Annotated in this window: 13 protein-coding genes; 4 read left to right on the top strand and 9 right to left on the bottom strand. The window is 65.5% G+C overall.

Annotated elements, in window-relative coordinates:
* Positions 1-86: 86 nt before the first annotated feature.
* From chrA to ligD, 3 genes are all read left to right on the top strand, one after another.
* Positions 87-1292 carry a chromate efflux transporter gene (gene chrA / locus V474_RS19805; protein ID WP_236711351.1) on the top strand — a complete coding sequence of 402 codons (1206 nt, stop codon included), beginning with the start codon at positions 87-89 and terminating at the stop codon, positions 1290-1292.
* Between the two features lie 330 nt (positions 1293-1622).
* Positions 1623-2504 (top strand): non-homologous end joining protein Ku, encoded by an 882-nt coding sequence (ku, locus tag V474_RS19800; protein ID WP_059153131.1) that lies wholly within the window; start codon positions 1623-1625, stop codon positions 2502-2504.
* A complete protein-coding gene (gene ligD / locus V474_RS19795) occupies positions 2485-5022 on the top strand; it encodes a DNA ligase D (RefSeq protein ID WP_059153130.1) in 2538 nt (845 codons plus the stop codon). Before ku ends, ligD begins: the two co-directional genes overlap by 20 nt.
* 146 nt (positions 5023-5168) lie before the next feature.
* Here the strand turns inward: ligD and V474_RS19790 are convergent, their stop codons facing one another.
* The 9 genes from V474_RS19790 to V474_RS19750 all read right to left on the bottom strand — a co-directional run bounded on the left by V474_RS19790 (position 5169) and on the right by V474_RS19750 (position 17521).
* Positions 5169-6392, bottom strand: a complete 1224-nt coding sequence (locus tag V474_RS19790) for a molybdopterin molybdotransferase MoeA (RefSeq protein WP_059153129.1) — start codon at positions 6390-6392, stop codon at positions 5169-5171.
* Between the two features lie 4 nt (positions 6393-6396).
* Entirely contained in the window at positions 6397-7209 is an 813-nt protein-coding gene (gene cobA, locus V474_RS19785) for a uroporphyrinogen-III C-methyltransferase (RefSeq protein ID WP_059153128.1), read from the bottom strand.
* Positions 7196-9829 carry a nitrate reductase gene (locus V474_RS19780; RefSeq protein ID WP_059153127.1) on the bottom strand — a complete coding sequence of 878 codons (2634 nt, stop codon included), beginning with the start codon at positions 9827-9829 and terminating at the stop codon, positions 7196-7198. Before V474_RS19780 ends, cobA begins: the two co-directional genes overlap by 14 nt.
* Positions 9829-10164, bottom strand: coding sequence for a nitrite reductase small subunit NirD (gene nirD / locus V474_RS19775; RefSeq protein ID WP_059153126.1), 336 nt, complete (start codon positions 10162-10164; stop codon positions 9829-9831). Before nirD ends, V474_RS19780 begins: the two co-directional genes overlap by 1 nt.
* A 5-nt stretch (positions 10165-10169) precedes the next feature.
* Positions 10170-12704, bottom strand: coding sequence for a nitrite reductase large subunit NirB (gene nirB, locus V474_RS19770; protein ID WP_059153125.1), 2535 nt, complete (start codon positions 12702-12704; stop codon positions 10170-10172).
* 228 nt (positions 12705-12932) lie between these two features.
* Positions 12933-14153, bottom strand: coding sequence for a hypothetical protein (locus V474_RS19765; protein ID WP_059153124.1), 1221 nt, complete (start codon positions 14151-14153; stop codon positions 12933-12935).
* A 77-nt stretch (positions 14154-14230) separates the two neighbouring features.
* Positions 14231-15493, bottom strand: coding sequence for a nitrate/nitrite transporter (locus tag V474_RS19760; protein WP_059153123.1), 1263 nt, complete (start codon positions 15491-15493; stop codon positions 14231-14233).
* A 235-nt stretch (positions 15494-15728) separates the two neighbouring features.
* Positions 15729-16943: a CmpA/NrtA family ABC transporter substrate-binding protein gene (locus tag V474_RS19755; RefSeq protein ID WP_059153122.1), complete on the bottom strand. Its 1215-nt coding sequence runs from the start codon at positions 16941-16943 to the stop codon at positions 15729-15731.
* Positions 16943-17521, bottom strand: a complete 579-nt coding sequence (locus V474_RS19750; RefSeq protein WP_059153274.1) for an ANTAR domain-containing response regulator — start codon at positions 17519-17521, stop codon at positions 16943-16945. Before V474_RS19750 ends, V474_RS19755 begins: the two co-directional genes overlap by 1 nt.
* A gap of 240 nt (positions 17522-17761) precedes the next feature.
* On the opposite strand from V474_RS19750, the gene V474_RS19745 reads away from it, so the two are divergent.
* Positions 17762-18925 carry an extracellular catalytic domain type 1 short-chain-length polyhydroxyalkanoate depolymerase gene (locus V474_RS19745; protein ID WP_059153121.1) on the top strand — a complete coding sequence of 388 codons (1164 nt, stop codon included), beginning with the start codon at positions 17762-17764 and terminating at the stop codon, positions 18923-18925.
* Positions 18926-19088 lie beyond the last annotated feature (163 nt).

Genomic DNA, 19088 nt, shown 5'->3' with positions numbered 1-19088 from the left:
GCAACGGGCACGCGCGGACGCCCGTTCAGACGGCACCCGTCCAAGTCCGCTCCATCTGCCGCGCATGTGGCAAGGGGAGCGTGTGAATGACGACGGAAACTGCCACGATGCCATCCGTAGAGCCCGGCCCCCCACCGATCACGCTGGTGACGCTTTTCCTCAAGTTTCTCCGGTTCGGTGCGCTCGCTTTCGGCGGCCCGGTGGCGCAGATCGCGATGCTGCGCCAGGCGCTGGTCGAAGAGGAGCGATGGATCGGCAAGGCGCGGTTCAACCGCCTGCTGGCGGTCCTGCAGGTCCTGCCGGGTCCCGAGGCGCATGAGCTATGCGTGCATCTGGGGATGATCGCGCGCGGGCGGATCGGCGGACTGGTTGCCGGGCTTGGCTTCATGCTGCCGGGGCTGGCGTTGATGCTACTGGCCGGCTGGTTCTACGTCGGCTTCGTGGTCCGCGATACCCACCTGTCGGTGGCGCTGCTGGGCGTGCAGGTCGTCGTCCTTGCCATCATCGCGCGTGCGGTGGTCCGGATCGGCCAGCACATCATCGAGAACTGGCTGCTTGGCTTGATTGCGCTTGCCAGCCTCGCCGTGACACTGGCGGATGTCCCATTCTGGATTCCACTGGCTACAGGCGGGCTGGCCTACGCCCTGTCCCACCGCCCGGGGGCCGCCGCGCTGGTGCTGGTCGCAGCAGCAGGCCTGGCGACGGCGGTTCATTTGTTCGCTGTTCCCGCCGCAAGCCTGCATGCGGCGACGGGCACTTCCGTCACGTCGATCGCATTGTTTCTTGCGGGGCTCAAAGGCGGGATGCTGACCTTCGGCGGGGCCTATACCGCCATTCCCTATGTCCGCGCGGATACCGTGGGACGCGGATGGATCGGCGATGCCACCTTCCTCGACGGGATTGCGCTGGCGGGGGTGTTGCCAGCGCCACTGGTCATCTTCGCGACTTTCGTCGGCTACGTCGTGGGCGGTCCAACCGGAGCACTTGCGATCACGGCGGGCATGTTCCTGCCGGCATTCGCATTCTCGCTCATTCTGTTCGAGCGGCTGGAGGCGATCGTCGAGAACCCCTCTTTGCACCGGGTGTTGGAAGGCATTGCCGCGGCAGTCGTGGGGGTCATCACCGCCACGTTGCTGCATCTCGGCCAAGCGACCGGTTCGCGCTTGCCGGCTCCGGCCCTGGGGATCGTGCTGTTCGCCGCGGCGCTTGCGGTGGCATGGCGCGTAAAGGGAGCATGGGTGACGCCGGCTATCATCGCGGCCGGGGCGATAACAGGATGGATCGTCTTTTAGCGATCACCTGGCTATGTTCGGAGCGAGAGCCCCGCCGCCGCGGACATCGCGTCCTGCGCCAGGGAAATGAAGCAGGACATTCATGCCGTCGCCTATCCACCCGTTGAATGTGGAGTTTTGCCAGCACCCCACATTCAGAAGAGTGACGACCGTCAGGCTTCAGTGTCAATGTAGCCCTTCGTATTTTTATTGATTGGTCGACTTCCTCAGACTGGGTGTTTGCATCCGCAACGCGAATTCAACGAACCAACGGTCGCTCCTTGTTGCTTGATGCCACCGGGAACAACCATGCCCTGATCCGGCTTGATATGCCGAGGAAGGAGCCTGCCCATGCCCGCACGCGCATATTGGAAAGGCCAGATCCGTCTGGCTCTCGTCTCGATCCCGATAGAGGTCTACCCCGCGACGCGTTCGGGGGCGGCGATCGCCTTCCACCAGATCCATGAGCCTAGCGGCCAGCGCATCCGCTACGAGAAGGTCGCGCCCGGCGTTGGCCCCGTGGACCGCGACGAGATCATCAAGGGCTTCGAGGTCTCCAAGGGCAGCTATGTCCTGCTCGATGAGGAAGAGATCGAGGCTGTCAAGATCGAGAGCCGCAAGACCCTGGAACTCGTCCAGTTCGTCGATGCCGACGAGATCGACGTGCTCTATTACGAGAAGCCCTACTTCATCGTCCCGGCCGACGACCTCGCCGAAGAAGCCTATACGGTGCTGCGCGAAGCTCTGCGCAAGACGCGCAAGGTAGGTCTCGGCCAACTCGCGGTGCGCGGGCGCGAGCAACTTGTCTCGATCAAGCCCTGCGGGCGCGGCCTGGTGATGGAAGTGCTGCGCTATGCCGACGAGGTCCACAAGGCACAGGGCTACTTCCGCGACATCGAGGACGCGAAGCCCGACGCGGACCTCCTCGATCTCGCGACGACGCTGATCGACAAGAAGACCGCGCCGTTCAAACCCGCCGAGTTTCACGATCGTTATGTCGATGCCCTCCACCGGCTGATCGACAAGAAGGCCAAGTCCAAAAGCAACAAGCGCATCCTCGAGGATGTCGAGGAACCGGTCAGCGGCAAGGGCAACGTCATCGACCTGATGGCGGCGCTGAAGAAGTCGGTCGGCGAAGGCAAACCGGGCAGCAAGTCGGCCTCCTCAACACGCAAGCCTGCAGCGAAGAAGGCCACGTCCTCGGGAGGCCGCCGTGCCCGCACGCGGGCATAGCGGCAAGGCCGGCGCCCGCGCCGCCGGCCTCCTCGCCGAATACAACCGCAAGCGTGACTTTGCGAGAACCGCCGAACCCGCAGGAAAGAGCGGCAAGACCGGCGGCAACAGCTTCATCGTGCAAAAGCACGCGGCACGGCGGCTGCACTGGGATTTCCGCCTCGAAGTCGATGGCGTGCTCAAGTCCTGGGCGGTTACCCGGGGGCCAAGCACCGATCCCGACGACAAGCGCCTCGCCGTACGCACCGAGGACCACCCGCTTTCATACGGCGAATTCGAGGGCGGCATCCCCAAGGGCGAATACGGCGGCGGCACGGTGATGCTTTGGGACCGCGGAACCTGGGCGCCGATCGCGGGCAAGAGTGCCAAGGACATCGAGGACGGCCACCTCCACTTCACCCTCGACGGCGAGCGGATGAAAGGCGAATGGCTCCTCGTGCGCATGAAGCCGAGACCCGGCGAGAAGCGGGAGAACTGGTTGCTGCGCAAGGTGCAGGATACTCATGCGCAGGCGGGCGATGGCCTCGTCGAGCAGAGCCTCACCAGCGTTCTCACTGGCCGCACCATGGCCGAGATCGAAGCCGACAAGGGCGGCACGCATTCGCTGAAAGGCAAGAAAGGCGATGCCTTCGCGCAGGTCATGGAGAAGGCCTCGGCTCGCAATGCGCGCAAGGCGCGTCCCACGCGCAAGACGGCGGGCAAGCCGCCGAAATTCCGGCCCGTGCAACTCGCCACGCTGGTCGATGCCGTGCCCACCGGCAACCTGTGGATGCACGAGATCAAGTTCGACGGCTACCGGGCTCTCGTCGCGGCGGCGGGCGACAAGGTCGTCGTCCATACCCGCAGCGGCCTCGACTGGTCCGACAAGTTCGGCCCGCTGGCCGCGCGCATCGCCGCGCTGGACCTGCCCGCCTGCCTGATCGACGGGGAGATCATCGCCCGAGGATCTGACGGCAACCCCGATTTCTCCAGCCTTCAGGCCGTGCTCAAGCGCGGCAAGGGCAGCCAAAGCGAAGACCAGCCGCTGGAATTCCATGCCTTCGATCTCCTCGAACTGGGCGGCGAGGATCTGACGGCGATGCCCAATATCGAACGCAAGGAGCGGCTCGAGGCACTGCTGGCGGATGCCGCACCGCCCGTTTTCGTCGCCGATCACATGATTGGCGCGGGCGAAAAGCTCTACGCAGCGATGTGCGATGCCGGGCAGGAAGGGATCATCGCCAAGCGCATCGATGCGCCGTACAGCGGCCGCCGCACCAAGGCATGGGTCAAGGTGAAGTGCACCAGGCGGCAGGAGTTCGTCATCGTGGGTTGGGCGAAGTCGAGCGCCAGGGGCCGCCCGTTCTCCTCCCTGCTGCTGGGGCAATACGAGGGCAAAACGCTGGTCTATCGCGGCAAGGTTGGCACCGGCTTCGACGCCGAGGGCCTTGCCGACATAGCCCGACGGCTTGAGAAGCTGGCGCGCAAGACCGCGCCGCTCGACGTCGAGCGGACAGAGGCACGCGGCGCAAGCTGGGTCACTCCGAAACTGGTGGCCGAAGTGGCCTTCGCCGAACTGACCAGCGAGGGACGCGTGCGCCATGGCAGCTTCCTTGGCCTCAGGACGGACAAGAAGGCTGAGGCGGTGACACCGCAGAAAGCTCAGGCCGCGCCGCAGGCACGGATCGCCGTGAAGATCAGCAACCGTGAGCGCGTGATCTTCCCCGAAAGCGGCGACACGAAGGGCGACCTTGCCGACTACTATGCCGCCGTCGCGCCGCTCATGCTGCCGTTTATCGCGAACCGGCCGATCAGCCTCGTGCGCTGTCCGCAAGGACGAGCGAAGAAATGCTTCTTTCAGAAGCACGACAGCGGCACTTTCGGCGATCACGTTCATCACGTACCGATCCGCGAAAAGGGCGGCGGCGCGGAGGACTACCTCTATCTGGATGATGCCGAAGGTCTTCTTTCCTGCGTCCAGATGGGCACGATCGAGTTGCATGGCTGGGCGGCGAAGACCGACGACGTGGAACGTCCCGACCGCATGATCTTCGACCTCGACCCCGACGAGGGGCTGGATTTCGAGGCATGCGTCCGAGCCGCCGGCGACATCCGCGCCCGGTTGGCTGACCTTGGGCTGATTACCTTCGCCATGCTCTCCGGCGGCAAGGGTATCCATGTCGTCGTGCCGCTGAAGCGGGGCCACGACTGGGATACGCACAAGGATTTCTCGCGCCGCTTCGCCGAAGCCATGAGCCTCTCCGAGCCCGACCGCTATGTCGCGACCATGAGCAAGGCCAAGCGCAAGGGCCGCATCTTCATCGACTGGCTACGCAATCAGCGCGGGGCGACGGCCGTGCTGCCATATTCGGCGCGGTCACGGGAACGAGCTCCGGTCGCGGTGCCGGTAAGCTGGGACGAACTGGAAAGCATGAAAACAGCGCAGACGTTTTCGATCCGCGATGCTTCCGAATTGATCTCGCGTTCCGACATGTTGCATGGCTGGGGTTTTGCCGATCAACAGCTTCCGGAAATTTGACGCCCCGCCCCGGCGCCGGAACCGCGCAGATCAGGTACGCTCCGAAGTGCCGCCGTTACCTGCCGCGAACGATCACCGCATCGACCCTATCCGATGCCGAAGCGGCGGGATATTCTTCAGCTATGATTGCAGGGCGCACGGACAAATCAGAAGCGCAGACATCGCAGCATATCCCCGGCTTTGGCCGGAGCAGCGCCCGCGCATCGTTCGACGAGCATGTCTGCGCGGGCAAGCATCATCTGGTTCGATGCCTGCTGACGCTCGATGACACTTACCGCGTCTCCCGTTATGTCCGAGACGCCGCAGAGGAACTGGTCGCGATCGCTTCCGGCCGGAACGTCGTGGAGCAGCCTGCGCTCGCGCCAGCGCAGGGCGTGGTCGAAGCCTTTTCCCGCCAGTGCGCAGATCATCGGAGCCAGAAACAGACGCGCAGCGGTGAGAGCAGCGGTAGGGTTTCCGGGAAGGCCCAGGATGTGGGTCCGGCCGATCATCCCGTACCATAGCGGCTTGCCCGGCTTCATCGCCACACCCGCGAAAGAGATGCGCAGTCCCAGCGGCATCATCGCCGTCCGGGCGAGGTCACGGTGGCCCTGCGAGGCCCCGCCTGCCACGACGATCAGGTCCGCATCCTCCAATGCCTGCCGCGCGATTGCCTTCAGGCCCTCTATCCGGTCTATCGATCGCAGTGCGCCCAGCGGCTTTGCCCCCCATTGCCGCGCCATCAGCAACAGGGCCTCGCTCAGACTGTCGGGGATGGCATCGATGTTCGGCCCGGCATTGCCGGGGGCGACAAGTTCATCGCCGTTGGTGATGACCCGCAGGAGAGGCTGGCGCCAGACAGGAAGCCTTTCGATATCGGCTGCAGCAGCGACCACCATCGCACGCGGGTCCATCCGCGTACCTGCAGGGAGCAATGCCGTGCCGCGCACAAAATCGGATGCGCGCGGCCTTACGTGCGACTTTCCCGCCATCTTCGGGACAATTACCGTGCCCCCTTCGACGCGGGCGCGTTCCCGCATCACAACGCGGTCGGCCCCCGGCGGCATCGGTGCGCCGGTTGATATCCTGATGGCAGTGCCGGCACACAGCCGCTCAGGATGGCTGCCTCCGGCAACGCTTTCCCCCTGCAAGGAAAGGCGCGTAAAATCATCGACCAGATCCTGCGACCTGACGGCGAACCCGTCCATCGCCGCGCTGTCGCGCCTGGGCGAATCGATCTGCGCCACGGCGTCGGATGCCAGAACGCGGCGTCCCGCCTTTGCAAGCGGAACCCACTCGATCCCCAGCGGCGCACAGTTTGCCCGCACCATCGCCTGAGCATCCGCGAAGCCGGTGGCGGCATAACAAGGCAGTTCGGGCGCCGTTGCCATCCTGCTACGCCCTCGCTTCGCAGGCCGCCGGCACCGCCCCTGCCGAACTGACAGGAACCGTACCGTCAGCCTGCGCCGCGGCCTCGCCGATCAGGATCAGCGTGGGACGGTCTGCGGCAAAGGCCTGCGCCACCAGCGGCAGCAGGTCGAGCCGGGTCCGCAGTTGCTGTTCCTGCGGAAGCGATGCGTCGCAGGCGATCAGGGCCGGGGTCGATCCCGGCAGACCGGCCGCGATGAGCTTCATGCTCAGTTCCGGCGCGGCCTCGCGGCCCATGTAAATCGCCAGCGTGCAGGCGGGATCGGCCAGCGCATGCCAGTCCAGATCGAGCGCCTGGCCATTGCGACTGTGCGCGGTGACGAACTGGACCCGGCGGGCGATACCGCGCAGGGAAAGTGAAAGCCCCGCCGATGCCGCTACCGCGCTGGCCGCCGTGATCCCCGGGCAGATGCGCACCCGCACGCCCACCTTGCGCAAGGCTGTAATCTCTTCGCTCGCGCGGGCGAACAGCGCCGGATCACCGCCCTTCAGGCGCACCACTCTTTTCTGGGCGAGCGCAGCGGCGACAAGCATCTCGTCGATAGTCTGCTGGTGCTTCGAATGGCGGCCCGAGCGCTTGCCGACGCTGACGCATTCGACGCCATCGGGGATCAGATCGAGGATGCCCGCCCCGACGAGAGCATCGTAGAACACCACGTCGGCGGCCAGGATCAGCTTTTCGGCCTTGCGCGTAAGCAGGTCCGGGTCGCCCGGTCCGGCGCCGACCAGCCAGACTTCGCCCGGGGCGATAAGCTCATGCTTGCAATCATTCTGCGGCATCGAGGGCCTCCTCATGGGTCTGGGTGAGTATCCTGGCGAGCGCGGGGCGGCACGAACCGCAATTGGTTCCCGCGCCGATCGCCTTGCCAATGGCTGGCACGTCCACCAGCGCCTGCTCGCGAATTGCGGCGACGATCTGGTTGAGGCCGATGTCGAAGCACACGCAGATGGTCGCACCCTTGTCAGGCTGGCTACCGGGTCCGCGCGCGGCGAGCACCGCAGCGCCCACGCCCTGGGCCGTGAGTTGCCCGATCAGCCAGTCGCGCGAAGGCAGGAGGCCGCTGCGGGTGACGAACAGCACGCCCGCCAGCCGCCCCTCCACGATCACCGCAACCCGGCGGGTGCCGCGGGCCGGGTCCACAGCCTCAATGCGTTCGCCTTTCGGCAGGCAGGCTTCGATGCGCGCGGGATCGCCGTTGCCCGCGATCTCATAGAGCGCGCCGCCCGTCACCGCGATGCGCGTGGCCCACATGCAAGGGACCCGGGCAGGTTCGTCGCCTCTCAGGATCAGGAAGCCCTTCCACTCGGTCTCCACCCTGGCAAGCGCGGCGGGCGTGGATTTGAAACCCGGTTGACCTGAATGGGGATCGACCAGCGGGCGCGCCAGCACGCCTGTGCGCCCGCCCGTGGAAGTCTGGTCGGTCCAATGGATCGGCGTGAATATCTCGCCCGGACGCTGGCCGTCGCTGAGCATTACGCGAAAGGTGCTGTTGCCCCGGGGCGTCGAGACGCGGGCAAGGTCGCCCTCCTTCAACTCCAGCGCGGCGGCATCGGCGGGGTGGACCTCGACCATCGGCTCCTCGCGGTGGCGGGCCAGCTTGGGCGCGAGGCCCGTACGGGTCATCGTGTGCCACTGGTCGCGGTAGCGCCCGGTGTTGAGCGTCAGCGGCCAGTCCGCGAGCGGGGCCTGCAGATCCATCTGCCCAACCTTGAGCATGCGCGCCCGCCCGCTCGGCGTGGAAAAAACCCCATCGGCAAAGGGCGTGCCTCCCCAGCGAAAAGGCTCCATCGCATCATAGGCCGGGTTTCCGATCGCGGCACAGGCGGCGAGGTTGAGCACGCGGGCGGCCCCATACCGGCTCTCGTTCTGGTATGCGGTCAGACGCGCATGTTCGCGCCAGATATCCGCGGGCGTGTCATATGCGAAGGCGCTGCCCCAGCCCTGCCCCTGACCCATGCGGCGGGCAACTTCCTTGACGATCCACCAGTCCGGCTTCGCCTCGCCGGGCAGCGCCATGAACGGGCGCTGCCGGCTGATCATTCGTTCCGAATTGGTGACGGTCCCGTCCTTCTCGCCCCATGCGGCGGCGGGGAAGCGCACATCGGCATAGGCGGTCGTGTCGGTATTCGCGATGACATCGGAGACGACGACGAAGGGGCATTTCTCCAACGCCGCGCGCACATTGCCCGCATCGGGCAGCGAGACGGCGGGGTTGGTCGCCATGACCCAGAGCGCCTTGATGCGCCCCTCGCCGATGGCACGGAACATATCTACAGCCTTGAGGCCCGGCTTCGTCGCCATCGTCGGTGCGGCCCAGAAGCGGCCGACGCGGGCGACGTTCCCGGGGGCGAAGTCCATGTGCGCGGCCAGCGTCGAGGCGAGCCCGCCGACCTCGCGCCCGCCCATCGCATTGGGCTGGCCGGTGATCGAGAACGGCGCCGCGCCCGGCTGGCCGATACGCCCGGTCGCAAGGTGGACGTTGATGATCGCATTGACCTGATCGGTGCCCCGGATCGACTGGTTGATCCCCTGGCTGAACATCGTCACAGTTCGCGGGTTTTCCGCGAACAGTTCGTAAAAGCGCAGCAGCAGCGCGGGATTAAGGTCGCAGGTCTTCGCCGTGGTCCACAGGTCATGGCCCGCCGCGATATACTCCCAAAAGCCCTCGGGCACCTCGACGTGGCTCTCCATGAACGCCTTGTCGACCATGCCCTGCTCGGCCAGCCAGGCGAGGAGCCCGTTCATCAGCGCCACGTCGCTGCCGGGACGCAGCGGCAGATGAAGGTCCGCGCCTTCGCAGGTTTCGGTACGGCGCGGATCTATGACGACCAGCTTCGTGCCCCGCTCGGCGCGGGCAGCCTGGATGCGCTGGTAGACGACCGGATGGCACCACGCGGTATTCGAGCCGACCAGGACGACAAGGTCGGCCTTGTCCAGATCCTCGTAGCTGGCGGGCACCACATCCTCGCCGAAAGCGCGGTTGTGGCCGGCGACCGCGCTCGACATGCACAGGCGCGAATTGGTGTCGATGTTGGCGGAGCCGATGAAGCCCTTCATCAGCTTGTTGGCGACGTAATAATCCTCGGTCAGCAGCTGGCCCGAAACGTAGAAGGCTACGCTGTCCGGGCCATGCCGCGCGATGGTGTCGCGAAAGCGCTTCGCGACGAGATCCAGCGCCTTGTCCCACTTCACGCGCCTCTCGCCGATCATCGGGTGGAGGAGCCGCCCGGCCAGCCCCACCGTCTCGCCCAGATGCGTGCCCTTGGAGCACAGGCGGCCCGCATTGGCCGGGTGCGCTTCGTCGCCCCGGATCGTCACCTCCCGCTCGCCCGTGGGCGTCGCGGAGATGCCGCAGCCCACGCCGCAGTAGGCGCAGGTCGTGCGGACCGCCGCGCGCATCAGGCGGCGTCCTTCATCGCTTGGGGACGCGCCAGCAGGATACGACCGTTCTCCTCGCGCACGGCGATGGTCGGGGTGCAGCCGCTGTCGGCCCCCTGCGCCTCGCCGCTGGCCAGCGAGATGTTCCAGTTGTGCAGCGGGCAGGCAACCGCATGCCCATGGACGATGCCCTGGCTGAGCGGTCCTTTCTTGTGCGGGCACTCGTTGATCAGCGCGAAGACCCTGTCGTCGCCAGTGCGGAAGACGGCGATCTCCGGCTCCCCGTCAAGGCGCACGGTGCGCGCGCCGCGCTGGGGAATGTCGCCAAGGGTTCCGATATCGATCCAGTCGGTCATGGTGTTCACTCCGCCGCGATGCTGAGGGGTTCGAGATGCTGGTGCAGGTCGGTGCGATCGCCCGAGGCGCGTTCCGCCCAAGGATCGTCCTGGCTGAATTTCTGCGAATAGAGGAACCGTTCGGCCAGCATCTTGCGGCCTGCCTCGTCATCGACCACGCGGGACTTCACGTATTCGACGCCGACCCGCTCTATCCACGGCGCGGTGCGTTCCAGATAGCGCGCTTCCTCGCGGTAAACCTGGATGAAGGCAGCGCAGTATTCGAGCGCCTCCTCCTCGGTCGCCACCTTGCACAGGAAGTCGGTAGCGCGCACCTTGATGCCGCCATTACCACCCACGCTCAGTTCGTAGCCCGAATCCACGCAGACCACGCCGAAGTCCTTGATGGTCGCCTCCGCGCAGTTACGCGGGCAGCCCGAGACCGCGATCTTGAACTTGTGCGGCATCCAGCTGCCCCAGGTCATCCGCTCGGTCTTCACGCCGAGGCCCGTGGAATCCTGAGTGCCGAAGCGGCACCATTCCGAACCAACACAGGTCTTCACCGTGCGCAGCGACTTGCCATAGGCATGGCCGGAAACCATACCGGCGGCGTTGAGGTCCGCCCAGACGGCGGGCAAGTCCTCCTTCCTGATCCCGAAGATGTCGAGGCGCTGGCCGCCGGTTACCTTCACCATTGGCGCATCGTACTTCTCCACCACATCCGCGATGGCCCGCAGTTCGCGCGGGTTGGTGAGGCCGCCCCACATGCGCGGAACGACCGAATAGGTGCCGTCCTTCTGGATGTTGGCGTGCATGCGCTCGTTGACGAAACGGCTCTGCTGGTCGTCGACGTATTCGCCGGGCAGCGCGCAGAGCAAGTAGTAGTTGAGCGCCGGGCGGCACGACGAGCACCCGTCCGGCGTCGACCAGTGCAGCTTGTGCATCACCTCGGGGATAGAGCGCATGTCCTGCGCAACGATCTCGCGGCGCACATCTTCGTGAGTGAAGCTGGTGCACTTGCACAGGGTCTTGGGACCGGACTCGACCTCCTCGCCCAGCGTCAGCGCAAGCAGGCTCTCGACAAGGCCGGTGCACTGCCCGCAGCTGGCCGAAGCCTTGCAGGTGGTACGCACGGCATCCAGACTGCATGCCCCCGCCTCGATGCAGCCGACGACCTGACCCTTGGAAACGCCGTTGCAACCGCAGATCTCGGCATCTGCCGAGAGCGCCGCAACGGCCGCCTTAGGGTCCAGCGCGCCCCCTCCCGAGGCGCCAAGGACCGCATAGGCCTGCCCGAAGATCAGCAGATCGCGAACTTCCGCAACATCCTCGCCTTTTTTGAGGAGATCGAAGTACCAGCCGCCGTCCGCCGTATCGCCGTAAAGCACGGCGCCGACGATCCGATCATCCTTCACCACCACGCGCTTGTAGACACCGCGCGCCGCGTCGCGCAGCACGATATCCTCGCAGCCCTCACCGCCCGAAAAATCGCCAGCCGAGAACACGTCCAGCCCGGCGACCTTCAGCTTGGTCGAGGTGACGGAGCCGCGATAGCCGGTGTGGCGGTCGGTCAGGCCATCGGCCAGGCTACGGCACATGTCCCACAGCGGCGCGACGAGGCCGTAGACGTTGCCGTCATGCTCCACGCATTCGCCGACCGCTAGCACGAAGGGGTCGCTGGTGACCATGTGGTCGTCGACCTTGATGCCCCGCCCGATGTCCAGCCCGGCCTCACGCGCAAGGGCCACCGCGGGGCGGATGCCTACCGCCATGACCACTAGGCTGGCCGGGATGTCGCGCCCGTCCTTGAGGCGCACGCCCTCGACCTTGCCCTCGCCGTAAATCTCGGCGGTGTCCGCGCCGGTAAGGATCGTCTGGCCCCTGCCCTCCAGCGCGGACTTGAGCAGCCAGCCAGCCGCCTCGTCCAGCTGGCGCTCCATCAGCGTGGGCATCAGGTGGATGACTGTGACCTTCATGCCCCGCAGGGTCAGGCCATGTGCAGCTTCAAGGCCAAGAAGGCCGCCGCCGATGACCACCGCCGAGCCGCCACCTGCCGCCTTGCCCATTTCCGCGGCGGCCAACATGGCGTCCACGTCGTTCATGTCGCGGAACGAAATGACGCCGGGCAGGTCCTTGCCGGGGACCGGGATAATGAAGGGATCGGAGCCCGTCGCGATCAGCAGGCGGTCGTAATGGACCGTCCGGCCCGAGCGCGACGTAACGGTTTTCGCGCCCCGGTCGATCGCTGCGACGGGGTCGGCGGTGATGAGGTCGATGCCGTTATCGTCGTACCATTCGCGGGTGTTGATGACGATCTGATCGAAAGTCTTCTCCCCTGCCAGCACAGGCGACAGCATGATGCGGTTGTAGTTCACATACGGTTCGGCGCCGAAGATGGTCACGCGGTAGCGGTCCGCGTCGCGCGCCAGCAATTCCTCGACCGCGCGGCAGCCTGCCATACCGTTGCCGACGACCACGAGATGTTCGCGCACATCGTCGCTCGGGACGATCAGCGTATCCTCGTATTCGGCGGTGGGTTCGATCCCGTCCTGAAAGTCCATGTACGAAACTCCGGCAGTGTCATGGGAAAAGGAGTTGAAAACGAGAAAAGGCCGCCATCCTGACCCCCGGCGCGAAACCGGGGGTCAGGATGGCGGCCTTGCCATCATTTGGTGCCTACACGCCCCGTCAGTGGGACATTTCGGCGGTTTTGAAGGACAACGCTGTCCCTTGCAGTGCAACATAAATGGAATCGCCCGAATGCTCAAGCGATTCCGTCACGCAATTCGTCAGATCGCCCAGTCGAGCTGGACCCAGACCTTGTCGGCATCGGCGCTCAGCGCCTTGGCGTCGTAGTGGGCATAGCGCAAGGCGACCGTCGTCTTGCGCAGTTTTGCCGAGGCGAGGAGATTGATTTCATTGCCGTAGTGCTGGTCCGACCGGTCGCTGTCGAAGCGGTGCCAGGTTGCCTGCAAAATGACAGCGGAGAGCCCTCCCATCTGCTTTGCGCCATACCCGCCGCCGATGTAACGATCGCGCACGCCGTTCGCAGGCGTCGTGAGGAACTTGTCCGCCCATCCCTGGAACTTGAAATTGGTGCCCAGCGGCGTCTGGAAGCTCGTCAGAGCCGCGCCCTTGTCAGCGCCGAGAACTTCGTAGCCGCCGCCTATCTTCCAGCCCTTCAGGTCAAGCGTCACATCGGCCAGCCAGTAGGTGGCGCTGTAGTCGTTCGGGTTGCGGCGCCAGTCTGACTGGCGCGCGTAGCTTGCCTGCCAGATCAACTTCACCGCCTTGCCGAAAGCCCGCGAGCCCGCCAGCCGCGCGCCATAAGTCTGGCTCGAAAGACGGAAAGCCTGCACCGCCGCTTCGTCCTGGTCGACAAGATAGGCGAACCCCGTCAGCGTGCCCAGCGGCGTCTCCCATGACAGGTTGGCGAGCACATTGTCCCCGCTGACTGCCTGCTGGCGCGCGGCATTGCCGTCGATGCCCCAGATCGTGCGAACGCTCCAAACATAGGAAACGTCGAGCTTCAGCCCCTTGGCCGGGGCAAGCTCGGCACGCACCGCATCAAAAGTCTGCGCATTGTCACGAAAGCCGACATTGCCGACGAAGCGCTCGTCATCCAGCGCAATCTTCTGGCGCCCGGCGGTCAGCGTCACGCCCTTCGCCCTGTACTGCAACTGCGCGATGTAAAGCGCCACGTTCTGCGGATCGGCAACCAGCGGCCGCGTAGCAGCGCCGTTCAGCCCGTCGTAGTAGTCATCGACAACCGCCAGGTTGCCTTGCGCGACCACGGCGACGCTCAAGGCCCCGCTGCTGGCCTGCGCCCCACCGCGCACCCGCACGGTGAGCGCGTCGCCCTTGGCGGCGATGCCGTCCTGATCGACGTGCTCGTAGCGCACCCGTGCTTCCGCGAGCGGCTTGACGGTGATCTCCTGGCCTTGCGCGGACGCGGCGCAAGCTATCCCGCCGACGGCGAACGCGGCCGCCGCTTCTGTTATCTTCTTCATTGTGAAAGCGCCCCCCTCAGGACGAAAGCAAGAAAATGGGGCAGCGGCGCCTGGGTGCCGCCGCCCCTGTCACCGGCTCAGATGCGCGCGCCGGTTTTCCAGGTCGCGCGCCAGCGGGCCCTGACCCTCGCCACCGAGGCAAGGGCCACGACCGCGAGGCCGGCAAAGATGAGAAAACCGGGCGCAAAGCTGCCGGTGAACTGCTTGGCAAGGCCGAGCGAGCTGGCGAGATAGAACCCGCCAATACCGCCCGCCATGCCGACAAGGCCAGTCATCACGCCGATCTCTGCCTGGAAGCGCTGCGGGACCAGCTGGAAAACCGATCCGTTCCCTGTGCCCAGTGCCAGCATGGCGACCACGAACAGGCAGAGCGCCGCGATCAGGCTTGGCGCCTGGGATACGCCGACAAGCGCGATGGCAGCCACCGCATAGACCATCATCAGCGCCTTCACGCCGCCGATTTTATCAGCCAGCGCCCCGCCCATGGGCCGTACCAGCGAGCCGGCGAAAACGCAGCCCGCGGTGCAATATCCGGCGACCACGCTGCTGAGGCCGAACTGGTCGGTGAAGTAGATCGGCAGTGACGCCGCAAGGCCCACGAAACCGCCGAATGTCACGGCATAGAAGGCCATTAGCCACCATGCGTCTGCCTGCTTGAGAAGCGCGGCGTAGTCCACCAGCTTGCGCGGGGCGGGCGGGTTCGGGGCGTCCTTGGCGAGCATCAGGTACACCGCCAGAACCAGGGTCAGCGGAATACAGGCTAGGCCCAGCACCGCGTTCCAGCCGAACATCCTGGCCAGCGTCGGCGCGAACAGCGCTGCGAAGACGGTTCCAGAATTGCCCATGCCTGCAAAGCCCATGGCCTTGCCCTGATGCTCAGGCGGATACCAGCGACTGGCCAGCGGCAGCGCGATCGCGAAGCTGGCTCCCGCAAAGCCGAGGATGACGCCCAGCGCCAGCGTGCCGCCGAAACTGGTGACGCCCATCGACCAGGCGCAGAACAGCCCAATGATGACGATGACCTGATTGATCGCGCCCGAACGCTTGGGCCCGATGCGGTCGACAAGCAGGCCATTGACTACGCGCAGCAGCGCCCCAGCCAGCGTGGGAAGCGCCACCATCAGGCCCTTTTGCGCCGGCGTCAGCCCCAGCGTCTTGGAAATCTCGGGGGCGAGCGGGCCCAGCAGGACCCAAACCATGAAGGCCAGGTCGAAATAGAGAAAAGCTGCGATCAGCGTCGGCGTATGGCCAGCCTTCCAGAAGCCGACGGCGGGCGTGCCCGTGCCTTCTGCTGCAAGGCTATCGTTGTCTTGGTCAGGGCGCCAGAATGCGGTTGCCATGGTAGGTCCCCCATTTAAACAGGAAGCGAACACGAAAAAAGCCGCAGGCCGGATGTCACCATGGTGGTGAATCCGGTCAGCGGCTTTGCTGCGAATGTCGGTGAGGATGGCGTCCCGCCTTTGGGACGGCCTATCCGATGTGGTTGCGCTTCATCGCGCGACATCCCCATAGTCCCGCGTTTCGGCGATGCTGGCAAGGTACAAAATTTGCCTCGATTTCAACGGAATGGCATTTTCAATGCTGCGATGCAAAACCGGCGAGATAGTCCTCGATCCGCTCCGGGTCGAAGATTCGTCCATCGAAGAACCGGTCCGGGCCGAGCATAAGGTCGCCTTTGCGCGAACCTACGCCCAGCGGTGCGCCCACCGCGCCTTCCAGCTTCATGCTCGCGCCCGGCATAGGCAGATCGCTGCCCGCCAGCGCCCGGCGGTAGACATCCGGGCGGAATACAGCCGCCGCCCTGGCCTGCGTTTCCGCAGATGCCTCCACCATCTTCCAGCGTACCAGTTGCGAATAGATCCAGAGCGCCTGGCTGCGCCACGGGAACGGGGTCGCTTCGCGCGAGAACAGGATAAAGTCGGGACTGGAAACCGACGCATCGCCCGCGCGCGGGACGATCGTACCGCGCAGCGCCTGCAGAATGAGGTCCGAAGGCTGGCCGACATAGCGTGATTCAGCGAGGATGTCGGCCAGCGCCTCGCGGTTTTCCGGCGCATCGCACCAGACGGCGGCGCGGGCCAGAGCGCGCAGCAGACGGTCGGTCGTTTCCGTGTTTTCCTCCAGCCATTCTTCCCGGAACGCCAGCACTTTCTCTACACCGCGCTGCCAGATGCGCTCACCGATCGCCACCGCCTCTGCCATACCGGAATCGATCGCGGCGCTGCCCCAGGGCTCACCCGCGATGAACCCGTCGATCTCACCGGCATGGATCGCCTCCACCGTCAGCGAGGGCGGCAGCACGCGCAGCACCACGTCGCGGTCGGGATCGACCCCCGCGCTGGCAAGCCAGTAACGCAGCATCAGCGCGTGGCTGGAGAAGCGATGGACGACGCCGATGATCGGCTTTCTGCGCCACAGCCCGATGGCGGCGGCGAAATCGTGCGCGGTGCCCAGCGGGTCGGCGAGGCGGGCCACGGGGTCTGGCGCGAGCGCGGCGGCGAAGTCCTTTGCCATGACCAGCATGTTGCCATTGACGCCCAACTTGAACGGCGCCGCCAGCGCGGCCGGCTGCTGGCTGAGGCCCAGCGTCACCGCCACCGCCAGCGGCGCCAGCATGTGCGCGGCCTGCACCTGGCCGTAGACCAGGCGGTCGCGCAGCGTCGCCCAGCTTGTGGTGCGCACAAGGTCGAGCGAAAGGCCCTCGTCCTCCGCAAAACCACGCTCTCGCGCGGCGGCAAGCACCGCGACATCATTCAACGGCAAGAAGGCGATACGAAGATTGGTCGTCATTATATCCCTCCCAGCAGGTCGCTGGCGGTAATCAGCGCCTGCGCCACCTCCACGATCCTTTTGCCCTGGTTCATCGCGGTCGAGCGCAGAAGCGCATAGGCGTCCTGCTCGGACAGAGCCCGCTGGTTCATCAGAATGGACTTGGCGCGGTCGATCACCTTGCGATCCGCAAGCGCGGTGCGCGCCTCCTCCAGCTCGGTCTGCATGCGCGAGAAGGCGTTGAAGCGGCGTACCGCCAGTTCCAGTACAGGCTTGACCCGCTCCTTGCGCAGCCCGTCGACGACATAAGCGGAGACGCCCGCATCGATCGCCGCGCCGATCATCGCCTCGTCGGACTGGTCCACGAACATCGCGATGGGGCGTGCCAGCGCCCGGCTGACGATAAGCATCTCCTCGAGGGTGTCGCGGCTGGGGCTGCCAAGGTCCATAAGCACCACATCGGGGGCCATACGCTCCAGCCGCGCCACGAACGCACCGCGTGGAGGCACGATGTGAATGTCTTCGTAGCCCGCGTCGCGCAGGCCCTCCTCGAGCACGGTCGCACGCAAGCCGCTGTCGTCGATAATGACAATGCGCATCGCGAACCCCTTCACCTCGCACTTGCAGCAGGTAGGCATCGCTCGTCAACGCCGGACTTCAGTACATGACGTCGGCCAGAGGCCTGAGGACAAATTCGAAAGGAGAGCTGAACCATGCACGGGGGCAACTTTTTCGGGTTTCGGCCTTGCAGCCTAACGGCGGCGCCCCACCTATTGTGCATTGCAACATAAATAAGCTCCGCGGCGCCGTAACAGCGGCCCTGACCCAAAGGAATTGGCATGCGGACGATTTCCGACACGATCAATCGGCTCGCAGCCCTGCGCGCCGCCGGAGCCATGAGCGCTTTTCCTGCAGCTGGCAGCCGGCTGACGAGGCTGTCCGATTTTGGCTCGAATCCAGGCGCGCTGAACGGCCATGTCTACGTCCCGCAGGCGCTGGAAAAAAACGCGGCGCTCGTCGTCGTCCTGCATGGCTGTACCCAGAACGCCGGCGTCTACGACATAGGCGCGGGCTGGTCGGACATGGCGGACAGGTTCGGATTCGCTCTGCTTTTCCCCGAGCAGCAGCGTCAGAATAATCCCAACCTGTGCTTCAACTGGTTCTCACCGGGCGATAACCGCCGCGATGCGGGCGAGGCGCTCTCGATCCGCCAAATGGTAGCCGCCGTCACCGCGCAGCACGGGCTGGATCCGGCGCGCGTGTTCATGACCGGCCTGTCCGCAGGCGGAGCGATGACTTCGGTCATGCTCGCTGCCTATCCCGAGGTGTTCGCGGGCGGAGCGATAATCGCTGGCCTGCCATACGGATGCGCCAGCACGGTCCCGCAGGCGTTTGACCGGATGCGCGGGCACGGCATCCCGCGCGCTTCGGAACTTACCGCGCTGGTTCGCGCTGCTTCGGGTTATGACGGCCCGTGGCCCACCGTCTCGATCTGGCATGGCACCGCCGATGCGACTGTGAGCCACGGCAACGCGCAGGCGATCATCGATCAGTGGCGTCCCCTGCACGGCGCGGGTGCCGCGCCGGATCATGTCGACACCGTTGGCGGCCATGCCCGCCGCGCGTGGACTGACGCATCCGGGCGCGAAGTGATCGAGGAATATGCCATCAGCGGCATGGGCCACGGCACTCCGCTCGACACCCTGAGCCATGATGGCTGCGGTGCCAGCGGCGCCTACATGCTTGAGGCGAACATCTCCTCGACGCAGCTGATCTGCCGCTTCTGGGGATTGGCGCGCAGTATCGCCAAGTCCCCCGCCAAGGTAGCCGCCGAGCCCACACCCGCCCCGCCTGAGAAGGAGCCGGTTGCGAACTCGATCGGCGAAGCCATGGCGCCGATGCTCAGACACCGCCCCGCCAGCCATGCCCATGATGCGCAGCGGTCCGGCGGTGTGCGCAAGGTCATCGAGGATGCGCTGCGGGCGGCCGGACTGATGCGATGATTTCGATCGCCAGAGGCTATTGGCCATGTTCAGGCGCACGGGGTATTTTGACACCGCCCCTCATAACCATGCCCTCCCCGCCTTTACTGGCCTGAACAAAGCAAACGATCACTGCGCAAAGCGCAGGTGAGCTTCATTCCTCCCTCGCATGAAACGGAGCACA

Origin of the sequence: Novosphingobium barchaimii LL02 (assembly GCF_001046635.1) — a bacterium.
GTDB lineage: Bacteria > Pseudomonadota > Alphaproteobacteria > Sphingomonadales > Sphingomonadaceae > Novosphingobium > Novosphingobium barchaimii.
Note: the sequence above shows the minus strand (reverse complement) of the source record. Positions and strands in the feature narration are given on the sequence as shown.